Source organism: Helicobacter sp. L8, assembly GCF_003660355.1.
GTDB classification, from domain to species: domain Bacteria; phylum Campylobacterota; class Campylobacteria; order Campylobacterales; family Helicobacteraceae; genus Helicobacter; species Helicobacter labacensis.
In genome coordinates this window covers 23,858-40,311 of the sequence record NZ_QXQR01000009.1, presented here as the reverse complement: position 1 = coordinate 40,311, position 16,454 = coordinate 23,858, and the positions used below count along the sequence as shown (strand labels likewise).

Sequence of the window (16,454 nt, the reverse complement as noted above, 5' to 3'; positions counted from 1 at the left end):
GATAGAGTTTTTTATTTTAGCCTAATTGTGATTTACCAACGATTTAAATAGCCTATTGCGCTATTTGGTTAAAATACGCGGTGATTTTAAAGCAAGGTTGCTTATGGACCTATCCCTCATTCTAGCTATCCACTTTATCGCCTTGCTCACCCCCGGACCAGATTTATTTTTGGTGAGCACTTATGCGCTTAAAAGTAATTTCAAACACGCTTTTAAGGCGGTGTTAGGGATCAGCGCGGGGGTGTTGGTCTGGATCGTGCTGTGTTTATTTGGGCTCAAACTCTTTTTTGAGAGTTTTAGTTTTATGCGCACCCTCATCGCGCTTTTAGGCGCGCTCTATTTGTTCTACCTAGCCTTTAGTTGCCTTAAATCCCTGAATAAAAGCTTAGAGTGGCAAAATAGCGCGCCTAGGGGGGCTTTTTTAAGTGGGTTTTTGACTAATTTGCTCAACCCTAAAGCAGCTCTTTATTTTGGGAGCATTTTCTCTAGCCTAGATTTTGCTTCTGGCTTGTTATGGGTGATTCTAGCCATCAGTGTAGAAACCTGCTTGTTTTTCAGCGCGATCGCTTTATTATTTTCTAAAGACTCTATGAAAAAAGCCTACACGCGCTATTACAAAGCTATTGACATCACTTGTGCTATCCTCTTTAGCGCATTTGGGGGCTTGATCTTATTTAGGGTATTTGGGCTAAAATAGCGCGATGATACCCCTAGCACACCTAGCAGAAGAACCGCTCAAGCACGCCATAAAAGAGCGTTATTTTAAAGAATTTGTATTGAGTGGGGGCAAGATCGATTTTCAAATTTACCTCCCAAGCGATCAGCTCCCCTACCCCCTGCTGTGGGCAGAGGCTAAGGCGGGGGCTAATAACGATCTATGCGCTGCTTTCACGCAATTAGTACTCAGCATTTTACAAGAATCACAAGAGGACTTGCCCCCCTTTTTAGGGGCTTTTGATGGCGCGCGTTTTAGCGTAGTAGAGAGTGAAAAATTGCAAGGCGTGTTAGAGGAGCTAGCAAGCAAACGCTACGCGTTTGCGCCTAGTAACCACAACGCCCCGGGTTTTAAAGAGGCTGCCCAGCTTTTAGCCCCGCTTTTACAAGAACACGCCACCACTTTTGCCTACGCTACCCAAGAGGAGGAACTGCAAAACTTCATCGCCTCTTTGCATGGCAAACCCCGCCTTAAAACCAAAATCACAAGGCAGAATTTTAGAAAAGTGTATGATAAATGGCTTGTTGCTGTAAAACCCTCTATCCAAATGGCATGGGAAGAGGCAGAAAAAATCCAAGTCCTAGAGGCGGATTTTTACCTAGCCGACCTGATCAGTAAAAACGACCTCACCCTCAAAGACATCAATATCCGCCTTGTGGGCGATCACTATGTCTTTAATGAAAAATTAAACCAACTCACCAAGTCTTGTAATTGTGAGAAAACGGGCTTTAAGGATGGTCAACGCGCGCATAAAGAGTTTTGGAAACTCTACCAACGCCCCCCTACTAAGTCTGAGCAAAAATACATCCTCGATCGGCGGGATTTGCTCATGTCCAAGCGGGAGTATCGGGGCGCGTTTTACACCCCCAAGATTTGGGCACATAAGTCTAAAGAATATTTAGCCCAGATTTTAGGCAGCAACTACCAAGATGACTACTTTCTTTGGGACTTAGCAGCAGGCACGGGCAATTTATTAGTGGGGCTAGAAAACCCCTACCATGTTTTTGCTAGCACCATTGATATAAATGATGTCAAAATCATCAAAGAGCGCGCCCAAGACTCCAGCGACAGCCTACGCATTGCCCACGAACATATCTTTGAATTTGACTTTTTAGAAGACCCCTTTAGCCAACTCCCCCAAAATCTGCAAGAGATTTTAAACACCCCTGCCAAACTCTCTAAATTGGTGATCTACATCAACCCGCCCTATGCTGAAGCGGGGAGTAAGAGTCAAATAGCAGGTACGGGCAAGAATAAGGAGGGCGTAGCAAAAAGCAAGAAGACAACAGAGCAAGAAACACCAGAAACGCTTGTGGTGCAAAAATACGCCCAAGAGCTAGGCAAGGCAAGAAACGAAATCTTTGCGCAATTTTTTATGCGCATTGTCAAAGAGATTGCCCCTTTAGAAGCAAAGACCCAAGTTAAGGAGACCCCCCCAACAAGGGGGGAGAGCTCTTATGAGCGTTGGTACCACACAAATTTAAGCCCGCAAAAGCAGAACTTAATGTATAATACCCGCTTAGAGCCCTTACCATGTTTTTTGGACATGGATGGCTCCTTTCTTGGTTTTGCCCCCTTACAGGGGCAGGGTGATTCTACCCAATCCCCGCTTAAAATCGTAGGTCCTATTTTAGCCAGTTTCTCCACACTCAAATACCTTAACTCCTCTAATTTTAAAACCTTTAGAGCGCACTTTAAGGCGCGCTTTTTGGGGGGCTTTATGTGTCCGGGCAACACCTTTGATCATGTCAAGGGGAGCTTTCCTATCGGGTTTTTGGTGTGGGATTTGGGCGCGCCCCCCTCTAGCCAACCCATCATCCTAGACATCTATGACTCTAAGGCTAACTTCTTGGGGGTCAAAGAGTTTAGAGCTATTGAGGGGGTGGCAAGTATTAATGAGTGGATAGCAGGTTTTAAAGTTAAAGAAGGTTGGGCGGCTATCAAACAAGGGCGAGGCGACTTTCAAAATACAAACCTAGTTGCCCTGCTCAATACAATCACAGAACACACCCGCCCCCTTTACATTAATGCCACTAATCTACATACCCTAAGCGTGTATTTCAGCGTGCAACATTGCATTAAACCCACATGGATCAACGATCGCGATCAGTTTTACGCCCCCTATGATGATTCTTGGCAGAGCGATAGCGACTTTTTAGGCGATTGTTTAATCTTTATGTTGTTTCACTCCCAAAACCGCATTTCTTGCCAATTAGGGGCTAATCATTTTATCCCCTTTAAAGAGGTAGAGGTTAATCCCAAAGCGCGCTACACCCACCACACCTTGCTAGAGTTTTTGGCAGGCAAAAGCGTAGTTTGTGCTTCCAAAAGCCCAAGAGGGCTTTTTAAAGACAATGCCCCTCAAGGCTTGTGCCCCACTTTTAGCCCCACCGCCCAAGCACTCTTACAAGCGGGCAAAAAGCTCTATGCCTATTACCACGCACAAGAGGGTTCTAAGCCTAATGCGAGTTTTTATGACATCAAAGAGTTTTTTGCTGGGGCAATGCCAAAGGCAAACTCAACCCCCCAAGCAAGGCTACAGACGCGCATTACAAAGAGCTTTACAGCGCGTTGCAAGAGAGCTTAACAAGCCTTGGAGCACAAATTGCCCCCAAAGTGCGGGGGTTTGGGTTTTTGAGGCAGTGAGGCTTAAAGTTTTGGTGTATAAGAAGTCTTGAAGGGTCTCCCCTTCAAGGGGGGGCTTTTGCTTTGCGCTTTGGGGCTCTACTTTGGCAATCTCCTTTACAATGCGCATAAAAAATTGCGCAAAGATTTCGTTTCTCGCCTTGCCTAGCTCTTGGGCGTATTTTTGCGCGCTTTGAAAATCCTTAGCCACGCCCTCCTTATTCTTGCCCGTGCCTGCTATTTGACTCTTGCTCCCCGCTTCAGCATAAGGGGGGTTGATGTAAATGAGCAATTTAGAGCGCGTTTTAGGGTTATTTAAAATGGCTTGTAGCGCGTCTGGGAGTTTGTCTAAAGAGTCGTTTAAAAAGTCAAATTGGAAGATATGCTCCTCTTTAAGGGCTAGTCGCCCTTCTTTTGCGCGCTCTTTGATGATGGCGACATCGTTTTTATCTAAAGTGCTTGCAAAGATGTGGTAGGGGTTAGAAAGTCCGGTCAATAAATTGCCCGTGCCTGCTGCACAATCCCAAATAAAATATTCCTCTTGGAAATTGCCCCCTAGATAATGGGCTAAGTACTCTTGGGATTTGATCGCCCATTTCAAAGGAGTGTAAAACGCCCCCTTGCGTTCTCTAACATCGGGTGGCACGAGCAGATCGCGCCGTGTGATGATGGGGTCGCGAAACTGCTCTGCCGGCGGGCGTTTGTAGGCGCGCCAAAAGGCTTTATGTGCCTCTTGGTTGTCCTTAAAAACCGCGCTCTTGGTGTTAAAAAGCTCTAAATTGTCGATCTCTTGATCAAACTCATAATGATCGCCCACTAGGCGGGTGTTTAAACCGGGGATGGTCTTGTTGTTTTCGCTCAAAAGGTCGGCTAGATAAAAGTTAGCATCTAAAATGTTCGCCTTTTTAGCCACCTTCCAATCAATGCGGATTGTGGGCTTGACCTTTTCAATCCAAGCGTGGTAGACATGCACGAAGTTGTCTTGATTGATGGGGATTTGGGGCTGGGGGATGTGCTGTAGGCTTATGATGAAGTTTTTCAACTCTTGCTCTTGGGTTTCAAACTCAAAGCTGATCAAATGCTGGTCTAAAAGGGGGCTTAAAAGTCTATAGACTTCTTGAAACTCGCTAGATTGGGTATTGCTAGGCGCAAACGCGTAGCTTTTGCTAGAGAGTTCGCTAAGCAAGTCTTTTAATTCTTTGGTTTCTACTACACTAAAACGGCAGGCATCAAATGCGCCTAAAAAGGGAGGCAAGCACGCTTGTGGGTGTTTTAACAGCGTTAAAACTAATTGGGTTAAAGCCTTTTTGGGCTCATAAATGCCCGCCTTAGCTTCTACCCAGAGTAGGGGGCGGGGGAGTTGCTCTTTAGGGGCGTAGACTTGAAAGTCGATCCACTCCGCCTTAAAGACAAAATCTTTAAAATAACGCTCTTTAATGGCATATTTTAGAGTTTCTTCGCTCAGGGTGCTCAAGTCCATAAAAGTCCTTAAGTTTTGAAAGTATTTTACCCTAAAGAGATGTTAACCAACAACCCCAATAACCCCCCTACTTAAGGGCTTTCATTGCCATGCAAGTAGAGATTGTCCCCATTCTATCCCCACAAATCTTTAAAAAGCACATCACAACACCACCCCCCCAATGCTAAAGCTCTTGGTGTAGAAGCTCATCTTATTCTGCGCCACCAATACCCAATCTTTCATGCTAGTGCTAAACTTATCAATGAGGATTTTTTGCGTGCGTGCGCTCTCTAGGGTAGAAAATCTTAAGGGTTTTCTCGCCTCAATCTTAGCCACTAGCCCCTCAAAATCCTCAATCTGCTCTAAATAGAGAGTCGCGGTAAAACTAATGCGCTTTTCATTGTCCCCTAGTTTCAAATAGAAATTTTTAGAGAGAGTCTCTACCTTTTGGATACCTAAGCTGTATTCAAAGTCCAAACTAGGGATGTTGTGATCCACCTTGAAGGTGAAGCTATCAATTTTGATGATTTTGCCTATATCAGCCATGTAGAGCCTTTAGTATGCATGCCATCCAAAACACCCAAAAAGGCACAACCAGCGCATAGTGATGGCGCAAACAAAATAGCACAACTAAAAATAAAGCCAAACCAACAAAAGCCCACACGGGCAAGCTAATTAGGCTTAACACCACGATGCAGGTTAGCCAAATTAGACACAACGCCACAAACTCAAGCATCTTAGCCATTCATCGCGCTCTCAAAGTTCAAATTCATCACCCAGCCACTCTTATCTAGGCTGTGTTGCACTTGGGTGATGAGATGAATTTCTTTGCTCTTGCCCTTAGTGAGTTCTAGCAGTCCGCCCGCAAAAAGCACCTGCCCTAGAGCTCTAAGTGAACCCTTAGTCTTGGCTGTGTTGGCTTCTTTGAGGCGGGTTTTACCTATGATCAAAGCCTCTTGTTTGGTGCTCGCGTGCGTTAGAATACGCTTTTTTGGCTGTTGTCCTGATCCGATGATTAATGTTTGCTCTTGTCCTTCTTTGTCCATGAACACCACCTCCGCGCTTTTGAAGTGCTTGGTAACTAGATAGTCAATCTCTAAACTGATGCAATCATCGGCGTTAATTTGGTAGCGCGGGCGTTGGTATTGCTTGATGTTGCGATCAATGAACACCAAATAATCATTTTTTAGCCCAAAAGAACAGCCATACTCCTCAGCCAAACGCGCACACAGCGCGCTATCACTCTCATCCACTTGCTCTAACACGCTGAGCACTGAGCTAGAGTGCTCAAAAGAAATCTTGCTTTTCAAGCCATTTTCTCTGGCAATGGCGCGCAAAATATCCCCCACACTCTTGTTTTTAAAGGAGCGATTCTTAACCTCTTTGATCTCTTTGCTATGATTGAGGCTAGTGGCATCCACGCTAAAGCCCTTCTTGTAGTTCTCCTTGATCGCGCTCACATAGAACGCCCCAAAGAAGTAGAGCTTTTCCCAGCCCAAAAAGAGTTCTAATCTGTCGCCAAATTTAGGTAATTGAGAATTAGGCGCAAGCTTGAGATTTAGCGTATCCGGGTTATCTCTCTCATAATCGCTATAATTTAAAGACTCTACCAACACCTCCGCGCCCTTAATGCGCCACTTGGGGGCTAGATAAGTTTGCATCACTCCTCCCAAATAGGGGTGATGTCTGAGGCGATCTCTTCTGCCTCAAACACGGGTAATTTCACACGCTCCCCGCCTTTAAACACATCAATGTCTAAAAGTTCAATGTTAGCCAGCAAAAAGGCGTTATAGCCACTCTTATAGCCATTTTGCACAATCTCCCCATAGTGCTTAAAATAGAGAGTGTCCCATCTCTCGCCCTGAATAGCAACACACTCATTCACGCGCCAACTCCTGGGCAAATATTTCATGCGCTTTGACTAAAAGGCGCGTATTTTGCTCTTGGGCGATGAGATTGAAAGGCTTAGTTCTAAAATAAAACACCTGCGAGCCTCTAGGACTTCTTTGGCGACTATGGCTATAGAGTGTGCTTGAACTGGTGGTGATCCCAGCAAAACTTTGGGCGCGTCTTGTAGCTAAAAAGCCCTTATTGCGTACCTTTGTCTCCCCCCTTTTTGCCCCCAAAAAGCCCCCCTGAATAAAGAGATGATCTCTAGGTCCTAATTTCACTAACACCCCCGTGCGCTTTTGGAGGCGTTTGAAACGATTCAAACTGAGCTTGTAAATGGCGTTTCTAATGGTAACTTCTAGGGTGTCTATTTTAGATTTTTTGATCTTGGTGAAGCGTCTTATCGTCTTATTAGAGAGATTGTAGCGTGTTCTTATAAGCTCTCTTTGCACTTTAGTAGTCTTAGTAAGAGTGCGATTGAGCGCGTTATTGCAAAAGCGCGCCATATCGTTATAAAAATCCATGCTAATCCTTATCGTCTTTGTAAGAGTATTGCCCAATACCCGCCTGCTTGATCGCGCTCACTATGCTATTAGGATCGCCTTGGGTGTAGATGTTGATGGTTTGGGTGTTGTTAGAATTGATCGAGCGATTATCTGTGCTATTAGCCCCGCTCTTTTGGGGATTGAGCGCGCTATAATCAAAGCTGCCTAGCACGGGCAGGGCTGTTTGTTTGTCCTGCCCGGGTGTTTGTAGGGTGGGCAAAGTGAGTTTAGAAGTGTCGGTCAAAATATTCTTTTCCTCATCCCCAAACCCCAAAAACCCTGCCACCTTGCCTAGCACGCCCCCAAAGAGTTTTTTATACCACTCATAGACTTTTGCAAAAAAACTCCAACACCGGCTTAAACACTTCCCCCATACTCCCCACACTCACCCCAAAGAGATTTAAAAGCTTGACAATGCCACTCCCTAAAAGCTCAAAAAACCAAGAAAACACAGAAACCACAGGACTTAGCACTGATCCAATCGCGCCAAATACCCACACCAATCCCTCCCAAAAACTAGCCATCTTGGCTTTTAATCCCTCCCAAGTTTGAAATAAGAAGGTTTTCACCACCTCCCAGTTGGTTACCAAAGCATACACCCCCGCCCCCAAGCCCGCTATTAAAACCCCCACAATGGAGGTCATAAAGGCTAATCTAATCAGTTTCATCGCCCCGCTAAAGAGATTAGCCCCTAGCAAAGAGGCAAGCCCAAAGGCGCGCGTAGCTACACTGCTTAAAGTAATTTGCCCGGTTAAGAGTCTATACGCTCCGCTGAGTAACAAAAGCGGGGCGCGCAGGGCTAGAGAAATCGCCGCGCTAGACAAACTAACCGCGCGATGCCATAAAAGCGCGCTAATATTGCCTAGCACACTATAACGCATTAAAGTCCACGCCCTCAAAAGCGGAGTGAAAACCACCATTGCCAAAGGTCTCAAAAGACTCAAACTCAAAATCGCCGCCTTTAAGCCTATGATACCCCCAATGGTAAGCATAATCGCCCTTGTGGCACTCTTGTGTTCTTTGGCAAAATTGGCAATAGGAGCTAGCATAGATTGAAACGCGCCAATGAAATTATTCACCACAGGCAAAAGCGCATCGCCTAGATGAATATAGAGCACCTCCATCTGTGCTCCCAAGCGTTTTAATTGGTGCGCAGTGGTGTTAGCTTTTGCGCTAAACTCCTCATCCATACTCCCTGTAGAGTCTTTAAGAGCTTCGCCCATCACCTCTTTGTATTTGCCCATCGCCCCTACTAGGGTTTTCATCTTGCCCAAGTGTTCTAGCCCAAACATGTCTTTGAGGGCTTTAGTTTGTTGCACCTTGTCCATCTTAGAGAGACTCTCTAAGAACATATCTAGGGCTTCTTTAGGCTTTTGGGCGCGCATAGCTAACCAGCTATCCATATCTAGTCCCATTTTAGAAAACCAATCCCCAAAGACTTTATCCAAGCCCTTTGCCTTCCCCTCGGCTTTATCAAAACTCCCCAGCTTGTTCATCACGGCTTGCAAAGAAGTCCCGGCTACTTCGCTAGTCATCCCCAAGGCTAACATAGAACTGCCTAGCCCGGCAATTTCTTTAGCAGAGAGCCCAAAGCTTTTACCTGTCCCAGCGATGCGCTTCATAATGTCAATGATGTCGCTTGCGCGCGCCGTGGAGTTATTAGAGATGTTATTGATGGTGTCCCCCAATACCCTTAAGTCCTTCATCTCTAAACCTAGAATGCTTTGAATGTCAGCCATGCTCTTGCCCGCATCTTCTGCACTCATATCAAAGGCTACAGACATCTTGGTTACCAGCTCGGTAAAGTCGGCAATATTCTTAGAGCCACCAATGCCCATCTGTCCGGCACTCTCGGCGATCTTATTCAAGTCTGCCGTGCTACTCCCCAAAGCCACGGACAAATCTAAAAGTTTGCGCTTTAATTCTTTGGGGTCGGTGAATTTTTTCCCATCCACTTCCCAATCCAAGATGAGCTTATCCTTGCTCACCCCCTCGTTTAACACCTTTTTCACACTTGAAAAGGTGTCTTCAAAGTCAATAGCCGCCTTTAAAGGCTTGCCTAGGGTGGCTTTAGCCGCCCCAAAAGTAGCCACCACCGCCCCCACACTCTCTTTAAGCGCATTCATACTTTGGTTAAATCTTTGGGTAATGATGGCGGTATTGACTTGGCGCAATTCTGCATTAATCGCGCGCACCTGCTCACTAGCCACCTCTCTTAAGCGCATGCTAGAGCGCAAAGAGGCTCTAAGTTGATCCATAGAGGCGCGCACTCCCTCCACCACGCCATTGCTAGTTTGCAAAGACAACGCCCGCCGTGCCGCTTGCATACTGGCTCTAAACGCCTCCAATTGGGGTCTAATGCGGACACTTAATTCAGTTTGCATCAATTAATCCTCTAAAGGGTGGGCAGGCTAGGGCGCGGGCTAGATTAGCCTTTGCAATTTGGGCATACTCCTTAGACTTCTCCACCCCAATAAAATGAAGCCCTAAATCTACGCAAGCCACCCCCGTGCTCCCACTCCCGGCGAAACAATCTAGCACCACTCCCCCTGTGGGCACAATACTCAAACAATGGCGCAAGACTTCTAGGGGCTTTTGGGTAGCATGTTGCTTTTTGCTAGCATGCAAATAGGCTTGGATATAGCCATAGTGATACTGCGCTTCTGTGCGTCTCTCATAGTCGGGCAGTTCGCCCTTAGTGCCCCATACAATAAATTCACATTGTTGCTTAAAGCCATTAGCAAAGGGTCTAGCAGATCGCCCCTTATCCCAAACGATCACACCCCGCCATGCTAAATCTGCCAATTGCACCGCGTCGCTTAGGGCTGGCAACATCCGCCAGTCAATGAAACTAAAAAAGTAAGCACTAGGCTTTAACACGCGCTCAAACTCAATCCCTAAGAAAGTCATCCAAGTTACCCAGCTCCTTTGGTCTTTGCCATCCCCTAAAAATTCGGGGTATTTATAGCCATTTTGATTGAACAAATACTTATCATTGGTGTTTTTTTGTCTTTGGCGCAAATTGAGCGCCCCCCCCACTACAATAAGGCGGATCAATCAACACACAATCAATGCTATTATCAGGCAACTTGCCCATAAACTCCAGCGCATCGGCGTGGTGGATTTGAGTGAAATCTTGTCTTTGTGAAAAATAACATGACTATGCATCATCTAATCCCACAACTCTTTTCTAAAATCTCTTGGGCAATTTGGGTGTAGGCTAGAAACTCGCTAAGTTGCATGCGCATCACCTCTAAATAGCCAAAGTGCAGGGCATAGCCTAGCAAAGCTACACCCCTTCTGAGTTTTTTTCATCCACCCCCCTAAACTTAGCCACCACTTGGGCTAAACGCTCAAATTCGCCTAGAGGCAAACTATTGAGAAAAGTCTCATCAATTTCGCCCATCGAACAATCAAACAAAAGGCTTTTAATTTGGGCTAAATCATCGCCCGCATTCATCGCCTTTTGCAACTGAAAAAGAGTAGGCTCGCTAATTTCTACCCCCTGCCCGTCTCTAAATTGAAATATCTCGCGCTTTAATTTGATAGGTTTTAGCGGCATGTCTATCCTTCACACGCGGCCGACCACCTTAAAAAGAGGGAGGGGTGTAGCCCTTTATGGCCGGTTTTCAATGATGTAATTTTTGCCCTATCTACACCTAGGACAAATCCAAAGCACTCAAAAAAGTGCTCTGTGTTTGTCCTAAGAGATATTGCGCGCGATGGCGGCAAACTGGTTCTCTCCATCCACACTAAAGACCGCGTTAGCCTTATCATAGCTAATCATCTCTTCGCGATCCACCACATACTTAAATGCCACCAAGCTAATCTCTAGGCTAATTTCTACTTCTTTGCCCATCTCAGCCTTGGGCAATTCAGCCGCCTTAATAGAGCCCTCCATCGTGGACTCTACTTGTATCTCTTTGGGGATGCCATTTTCATCCGCCCCGCTCACATTGTTTTTAATGACAATCTTAGCGACTTTAGATTTAGAGAGCGCGCTAAAAATCTCCCTGCTCATGGCTTGAAAGGTGATTTTCGCACTCAAGGGCTTAATGATGGGCAAAGCGCGCTCGTATTTGCCAATGCTCGCATTCGCCTCTAGGGTTTCAAATTCAATCTTAGGAGGCTCAAAATCTTTGAGCACCCCGGCGTAGCCATTCCCCTCAATAAAAACATTGCCTCCAGTGAAGGCTTGGGGTTCGATTCTTCTCATGCAGACTCTCCTTTGACTTGTTTGATGAGCTCTGTGCCATAGGTGCTCACCCGGTAAATCTTATTGACCACGCGCCCAATTAAAGGCATTTCTTGGACTTCTTGCTGCACATACAGCTCCCCATTCATAATCGCCTCATTAGTGTTTAAATCTGGGGGCAGGCTGATAGAATAGCCCACCACCACGCTATTAGCCACTAAGCGGCGATAAAAGGCTTCTAAACTATCGGTAACCTCTTTGAGCGCGTCGTTAAGCTGTAAATCTATGGCGCGCTTTTGGCTAGCTAGTATGCTCTCAATGATGGTATCAAAGATCACAACAGAGTGCAAACTATCAATGCCCAAATCTCTATCGCGAGTGTGTCGCCCCCACGCCCTGATCCCATCATCCACAAAACACACAGACAAGCCCAAAGCTCTCAATCTATCCGCCTCGCAATCCTGCCCATTGATGTATTCAATGCTATCCACAATGCCTACCACGCCATCAATGGCGCGGTTAGAATAGGTCTTAGCAAAGCCAAATTCACTCTCGCCCATCACTTTTGCATAGAGAGCGATTAAAAACGCGCTTAAAGGTCTTTCCTCCCCATCCAAACGGCGCACCCTTTGGAAAGACAAGATCGCGCGATGCGTGGTGATAGCTTGCACTTCTTGTTTGACTGCTTGCTCGTCCTTGCCCTCTAGAGTCAGCGCATACACACCTCTAAATTGCTCGGCGACCACCTTCAAAGCCTCTCCTAATCCGGGGCTATCACAGCCGGGGGCTAGAAAAAACTTAGGCTTGATTTGGTGTTCTTGCTCCACCTTTTTTAAAGCAAGGACACTAGCTAGGGCGGCTTTGCTATTTTGTGCCTCATCGTTATCTTTAACAAAGGCACTTAACACAAACTGGCTCTCAAGCCCTGTCGCCTCAATGTCTTTTAGGGTTTGCTTAATGCTGCCCTCTTGCACCAACTTAAACGCCTCTTCTAAATTGTTAACCACATGCACGCCTTCAAGCTGGCTATCATCCCCAATGATGGCAATGGGTTTAGAGTTTTGGATGCGCATGGGGGTGGGGGCTAGGTTTTTAAACTCAATGTTAATGCCGTATTTAGATTGACTCATTGACTTCTCCTTGTTGTTGGATTGACTCTAAAAACTCTTTTAGAGTCTCTAGTGCAGACCACGCGGCAAAATGTGCGCCTACGATGCTGATGTTTTTGAATTCTTGGGCTTTTTCCTGATTCAAGTGCGCAAACATTTCAGAGACCTCAATCTCAGAGCATAAGGACTTCACACTGAGCCAATTTTCCTCAGCCTCTCCAATCAACTCACCTAGTCGATCGATCAAGTCTGCTAAATTGTCCACATCTAGCTTTTCCGTGTAGAAATGATAAGCCACTACTTGCCCCCCTCTCTGCAAAATTCTAAATCTTTTTCTAAAAGCTCGGTATAAATGAGCAAGGCTTTGATGTTTTCAGAAACAAGCGGGCTAGCTAAAGGGGGGCGCTCTAACTTGGGGATTTTGCACTTAGTGGGAATGTAGACGGGCTTATAGACGCGCACACAGCCACATAAGAATAGAGAGAAAAAAGCACCTAGAAAGGTGGCAGGCTGATTCAGGCAAAAGGTGCCCCCTAGCGGGGGCGATCCCATGTTATCTCTTTTGAATTTTGAGACTAAATTTAAGCCCCAAGAAAGAGAATTTAAGGCAAAATGCCCACATAGGATCACGATCATGGTTGGACATGACCGCTCCTTTCTGCCCGGGGTTGGTATTGGAGACCCGGGCTCCACTATTCTATAGAATTTAGAACAAAAACGCAAACTATTTTTCATTTTTGAACACCTCCAAGCCGTGCTTAATGGCGTTTAGCTCGTGCTCGCATGAGAGGGGGCGTTGGGCTAGAGTGTTGTATTTCTTAGTGATGGCATCCTTTTGAAATTGCAATTTGCTCACATAGTCATTGACTTCTATGTTCTGCTCTAAGATGGCTTGATTTTGTTGTTCTAAACCTACCTTGCAAGTTTCACGCTCTATGATGAGCTTGTAGATCGCGTGCGCGCCATAAGCCAACGCTCCGCCCCCTAGCAAAATCGCTAAACCAATAGCAATGATCTTAGTTTCAAGCATCTTTCTTGTCCTTGTCCACGCCTAGTTTCTTAGCGATCGCCTTCAAACCCAATTCGCCCACCACTTCAGCCCCCATGTAGCCAATCCCTCCGCTTATGGCGGTGGCTAGCCCTAAAGGCAATTTGAAGTAATAATTAATCACCTCAAAGCTCACCCAAGTAGCCAACATAGAGCTACCCACTCCCCAGACAATGTAGCGCACGCGATCTCCCCAGCCCTTCAACTCCTCATTTTTGATCGTGCGCAAGACAAAGAGTCCGCCCACACAAAAGCCCACCGCCAACACCACAAAATAGGGCATCAAAACTCTAAGCTCCACGCCCAAGATGGCTATGTCTTGCGCATTCAATGCAAAGAGCCCTCCATCTTATGCTCCAACGCATCTATGTGGTTTTCTATTTGGTTGATGCGATCCAAATTGCGCGCGATGTTCTCTTGCACTTTCTCAGTCTGAATCAGCAAAATCACACTGATAACCACATTGAGCGCGGTGGTAAAAATGAAAAAAAGCCCCAAACGCCCCAAGCGTTCGATCTGCTTGAAACGGCTAGATTCATCCATCATTTTCAACCTTGTGCGGATAAAACATCTTATTGTAATTGCGCGCCTCAAAACATGGGCAGTCCTTATTGGGCTCAAAATCGCGATGCCCGTAAATAAGCGCGTCAGGGAACATGTGGGTGAGATAGCCTAGTAGATTGAAAAGCGCGTCTATTTGCTCAGGGCTACGCGTGTCTTTGCTCTTGCCATTGGCATCTAGTCCCCCAATGTAACAAATCCCCACACTATCGCTATTGTGCCCCTTGGCATGCGCGCCCACTTCCTCTAACATGCGCCCCCTCTCCACCTCCCCATTAATGCCAATGACATAGTGGTAGCCGATTTTTTGAAACCCGCGCTCCTTGTGCCATCTATCAATATCACCCGCGCTAAAAGCCTTGCCCTCCTTAGTGGCACTACAATGAATGATGATTTTCTTAACTTCTCTGCTCACTTTTTCCAAGCACACTCCTTGAATATGGACTTCACGCGCACGCATGCATAGAGCGTATACGCCCAAAAGCGCGCACTCTTGCTCTCCAACATAGCCTCTAAAAATACCTTGTGGGCGTAGGTGTGGCTAATCTCCCCGCTCCTAGCGCGCTCACATAGATAGGCATGCAAGATCGCACACTTTCTAGGTCCTAATCCCAAACGCGCCCTAAAACCATCGGGGACTTCTATGCTCTCTATCACCACAAAATCCACTCTCTGCTCATAGACAAAGCCCTCAACCACTCTAAAAGTGCCATCCTCAAAGATTTCGCACAAAAGTGGCTGGGTAAAGCTACGCACTAATTTTCCTTGAACTCTTCAACCACAAAAGCCTCTAGCTCTTTCAAGCCTACTAGGGATTCTAATTGCGCCTTTTGCGCGCCATAGAAGTTCAAAACGCGCGCCTTATAGGCTAAACCTTCTTTAAAGACTTGGGCTAATTGTTCCTTAGTGTGGCTTTTATAGCCTTTTAAAGACGCGCCCACTTCTTGGCATCTAAAATCTGACTCTAAGCCAGCCACCACCAGTCCTACTAAATTCATCTGATCCTCTAGGCGCAAATCGTAGCGATGGGGCGCGCCTAGCGCCTCGCACACAAAGCCCTTAGAGAGGGCGATGTCGGTGAGCTGGTTGATCTTAGCTAGCAACTCTTGTCTTTTTTGAAGGGCTAGGTTTTGATTCATCGCCCACAACACCGCCTCAATCTGGCGCGCGTTAATGCGCTTGTCAGTCTGAATTTCCATGTCGCCATACTCAGTGCCCACCACGCGCACGCCTTCAGGCCATGTATCCTTGCTAGGGCGCGCGTTGAGAATCTGCTCTTGAGTAATAGGGAGTGTGAGTTTCATGGGGTAACCTTCTTAGGTGATGGCATAGCAAGCGTATGCAGGATATGTATTATTAGAATCAAGAGAGGGGGCAGACACTAGCTCTATAGCCCGCTCCTCAGAACTAGAATTCACAAAACATTGTGTGAAGTTGGAGTAGACATAATGAGCAATACCGGGATAGCTAGTGCCATATACGAAAGTTCCTTGCTGATACCGAAAAAGAGCTATAATAAAAGAGTGTGCAGGAGCGTTACACCAAGTGGAATTTCTGCCATTCTTGTAGGCATTGTATATGCGGAGAGTTTGCCCTTTTACCCCCTTTTCTGCAAAAACGCGTTTCAGCTCCTCTAATGCGCGGCTCAAATCCCCTATCTTGCCCTGTATTTGCGTGTCTACTTGGTTCTTGAATGCGTCTAAACCGCTCTTGTAGTCTGCTAACGCCTGCTCTAGTTTTGCTTGTTTGGGCGTGAAAAGAGTGTTAATGCGCGCATCTAGCACTTCAAAGACTTTATTTTCTACGCGCGTTTGCACCTCTGTTTGCACAGAATCTGGGGCGAGCGTGTCTAGCACCTCTTGGCGGTTTTGGGCAATTTGGGTGCTTAAGTCGTGGCGATAGACTTGCAAATCGCTCTCAAATTTCTCTTTCATCGCCTGCAAGGCGGCGATTTTAGCATCAAAGGCGTTCAAGATGCTCGTCTTGTTGCGCTCAAACTGCGCCATCTTGTCTAAAAAGTCGCTATTGAAAGTCTTTTTGAATACATCCCACTCCGCACGGCTGGGGAAGTCGCGGTTTAAAAAGATAATTTCGCCCGGCTTGCGCCCCTTAATGGCAAACTTGATAGTAAGCACCCCGCCTACTTCTGCGCTCAAAATAATTTTAGGCAAAGGGATCACGGCTAGCACTGCATCATCTGCGCCCAAAATCAAGCACCCAAATAAGTATTTATCTGTGTTCAAATTGCCTAAATTGATCTCAAAGGTCAAGGCTTTCACTTCGTCATAGTAGGCGATGTCAATGTCC

22 protein-coding genes are annotated in these 16,454 nt (G+C 46.3%); 2 read left to right on the top strand and 20 right to left on the bottom strand.

What is annotated here, in order from left to right; all coding sequences use genetic code 11:
• Positions 1 to 103 precede the first annotated feature (103 nt).
• Together EAO37_RS05745 and EAO37_RS05740 are read left to right on the top strand one after the other, a co-directional pair.
• Positions 104 to 697, top strand: coding sequence for a LysE family transporter (locus tag EAO37_RS05745; protein WP_120952280.1), 594 nt, complete (start codon positions 104 to 106; stop codon positions 695 to 697).
• Positions 698 to 701: 4 nt separating this feature from the next.
• Positions 702 to 3,302 carry a hypothetical protein gene (locus EAO37_RS05740; RefSeq protein WP_205589753.1) on the top strand — a complete coding sequence of 867 codons (2,601 nt, stop codon included), beginning with the start codon at positions 702 to 704 and terminating at the stop codon, positions 3,300 to 3,302.
• On the opposite strand, the gene EAO37_RS05735 is transcribed toward EAO37_RS05740, so the two are convergent.
• From EAO37_RS05735 to EAO37_RS05635, 20 genes are all read right to left on the bottom strand, one after another.
• The gene (locus EAO37_RS05735; RefSeq protein ID WP_120952277.1) at positions 3,252 to 4,820 is read right to left on the bottom strand and encodes a hypothetical protein; all 1,569 of its coding nucleotides are present in this window, start codon (positions 4,818 to 4,820) and stop codon (positions 3,252 to 3,254) included. The two genes, EAO37_RS05740 and EAO37_RS05735, sit on opposite strands and share 51 nt — an antisense overlap.
• A 141-nt stretch (positions 4,821 to 4,961) precedes the next feature.
• A complete protein-coding gene (locus EAO37_RS05730; RefSeq protein WP_120952274.1) occupies positions 4,962 to 5,345 on the bottom strand; it encodes a hypothetical protein in 384 nt (127 codons plus the stop codon).
• Positions 5,346 to 5,536: 191 nt separating this feature from the next.
• Positions 5,537 to 6,460: a contractile injection system protein, VgrG/Pvc8 family gene (locus tag EAO37_RS05720; RefSeq protein ID WP_120952271.1), complete on the bottom strand. Its 924-nt coding sequence runs from the start codon at positions 6,458 to 6,460 to the stop codon at positions 5,537 to 5,539.
• Positions 6,460 to 6,684, bottom strand: coding sequence for a tail protein X (locus tag EAO37_RS05715; protein ID WP_162982976.1), 225 nt, complete (start codon positions 6,682 to 6,684; stop codon positions 6,460 to 6,462). Before EAO37_RS05715 ends, EAO37_RS05720 begins: the two co-directional genes overlap by 1 nt.
• Complete coding sequence (locus tag EAO37_RS05710; RefSeq protein WP_120952265.1) at positions 6,677 to 7,213, bottom strand: hypothetical protein; 537 nt, start codon at positions 7,211 to 7,213, stop codon at positions 6,677 to 6,679. The genes EAO37_RS05715 and EAO37_RS05710 overlap by 8 nt, the downstream gene beginning before the upstream one ends.
• Position 7,214: 1 nt before the next feature.
• Positions 7,215 to 7,532, bottom strand: coding sequence for a hypothetical protein (locus EAO37_RS05705; protein WP_120952262.1), 318 nt, complete (start codon positions 7,530 to 7,532; stop codon positions 7,215 to 7,217).
• Positions 7,533 to 7,557: 25 nt separating this feature from the next.
• The gene (locus tag EAO37_RS05700) at positions 7,558 to 9,618 is read right to left on the bottom strand and encodes a phage tail tape measure protein (RefSeq protein ID WP_120952260.1); all 2,061 of its coding nucleotides are present in this window, start codon (positions 9,616 to 9,618) and stop codon (positions 7,558 to 7,560) included.
• The gene (locus tag EAO37_RS05695) at positions 9,608 to 10,291 is read right to left on the bottom strand and encodes a site-specific DNA-methyltransferase (RefSeq protein ID WP_240451743.1); all 684 of its coding nucleotides are present in this window, start codon (positions 10,289 to 10,291) and stop codon (positions 9,608 to 9,610) included. The genes EAO37_RS05700 and EAO37_RS05695 overlap by 11 nt, the downstream gene beginning before the upstream one ends.
• 232 nt (positions 10,292 to 10,523) lie before the next feature.
• A complete protein-coding gene (locus tag EAO37_RS05690; RefSeq protein WP_120952257.1) occupies positions 10,524 to 10,796 on the bottom strand; it encodes a hypothetical protein in 273 nt (90 codons plus the stop codon).
• Between the two features lie 141 nt (positions 10,797 to 10,937).
• Positions 10,938 to 11,450, bottom strand: a complete 513-nt coding sequence (locus EAO37_RS05685) for a phage major tail tube protein (protein ID WP_120952254.1) — start codon at positions 11,448 to 11,450, stop codon at positions 10,938 to 10,940.
• Positions 11,447 to 12,559 (bottom strand): phage tail protein, encoded by a 1,113-nt coding sequence (locus EAO37_RS05680; protein WP_240451742.1) that lies wholly within the window; start codon positions 12,557 to 12,559, stop codon positions 11,447 to 11,449. Before EAO37_RS05680 ends, EAO37_RS05685 begins: the two co-directional genes overlap by 4 nt.
• Complete coding sequence (locus EAO37_RS05675; RefSeq protein ID WP_120952251.1) at positions 12,546 to 12,836, bottom strand: hypothetical protein; 291 nt, start codon at positions 12,834 to 12,836, stop codon at positions 12,546 to 12,548. Before EAO37_RS05675 ends, EAO37_RS05680 begins: the two co-directional genes overlap by 14 nt.
• Positions 12,836 to 13,090: a hypothetical protein gene (locus tag EAO37_RS05670; RefSeq protein WP_162982970.1), complete on the bottom strand. Its 255-nt coding sequence runs from the start codon at positions 13,088 to 13,090 to the stop codon at positions 12,836 to 12,838. Before EAO37_RS05670 ends, EAO37_RS05675 begins: the two co-directional genes overlap by 1 nt.
• 172 nt (positions 13,091 to 13,262) lie before the next feature.
• The gene (locus tag EAO37_RS05665) at positions 13,263 to 13,568 is read right to left on the bottom strand and encodes a hypothetical protein (RefSeq protein ID WP_120952245.1); all 306 of its coding nucleotides are present in this window, start codon (positions 13,566 to 13,568) and stop codon (positions 13,263 to 13,265) included.
• Positions 13,561 to 13,917, bottom strand: a complete 357-nt coding sequence (locus EAO37_RS05660) for a holin (RefSeq protein WP_120952242.1) — start codon at positions 13,915 to 13,917, stop codon at positions 13,561 to 13,563. The genes EAO37_RS05665 and EAO37_RS05660 overlap by 8 nt, the downstream gene beginning before the upstream one ends.
• Entirely contained in the window at positions 13,914 to 14,132 is a 219-nt protein-coding gene (locus tag EAO37_RS05655) for a hypothetical protein (protein ID WP_120952239.1), read from the bottom strand. The genes EAO37_RS05660 and EAO37_RS05655 overlap by 4 nt, the downstream gene beginning before the upstream one ends.
• Positions 14,122 to 14,562: an N-acetylmuramoyl-L-alanine amidase gene (locus EAO37_RS05650; RefSeq protein ID WP_240451745.1), complete on the bottom strand. Its 441-nt coding sequence runs from the start codon at positions 14,560 to 14,562 to the stop codon at positions 14,122 to 14,124. The genes EAO37_RS05655 and EAO37_RS05650 overlap by 11 nt, the downstream gene beginning before the upstream one ends.
• Complete coding sequence (locus tag EAO37_RS05645; RefSeq protein WP_120952233.1) at positions 14,559 to 14,903, bottom strand: DUF1353 domain-containing protein; 345 nt, start codon at positions 14,901 to 14,903, stop codon at positions 14,559 to 14,561. Before EAO37_RS05645 ends, EAO37_RS05650 begins: the two co-directional genes overlap by 4 nt.
• Complete coding sequence (locus tag EAO37_RS05640) at positions 14,903 to 15,451, bottom strand: hypothetical protein (protein WP_120952230.1); 549 nt, start codon at positions 15,449 to 15,451, stop codon at positions 14,903 to 14,905. Before EAO37_RS05640 ends, EAO37_RS05645 begins: the two co-directional genes overlap by 1 nt.
• A gap of 12 nt (positions 15,452 to 15,463) precedes the next feature.
• A complete protein-coding gene (locus EAO37_RS05635; RefSeq protein ID WP_162982975.1) occupies positions 15,464 to 16,417 on the bottom strand; it encodes a hypothetical protein in 954 nt (317 codons plus the stop codon).
• Between the last annotated feature and the right edge of the window lie 37 nt (positions 16,418 to 16,454).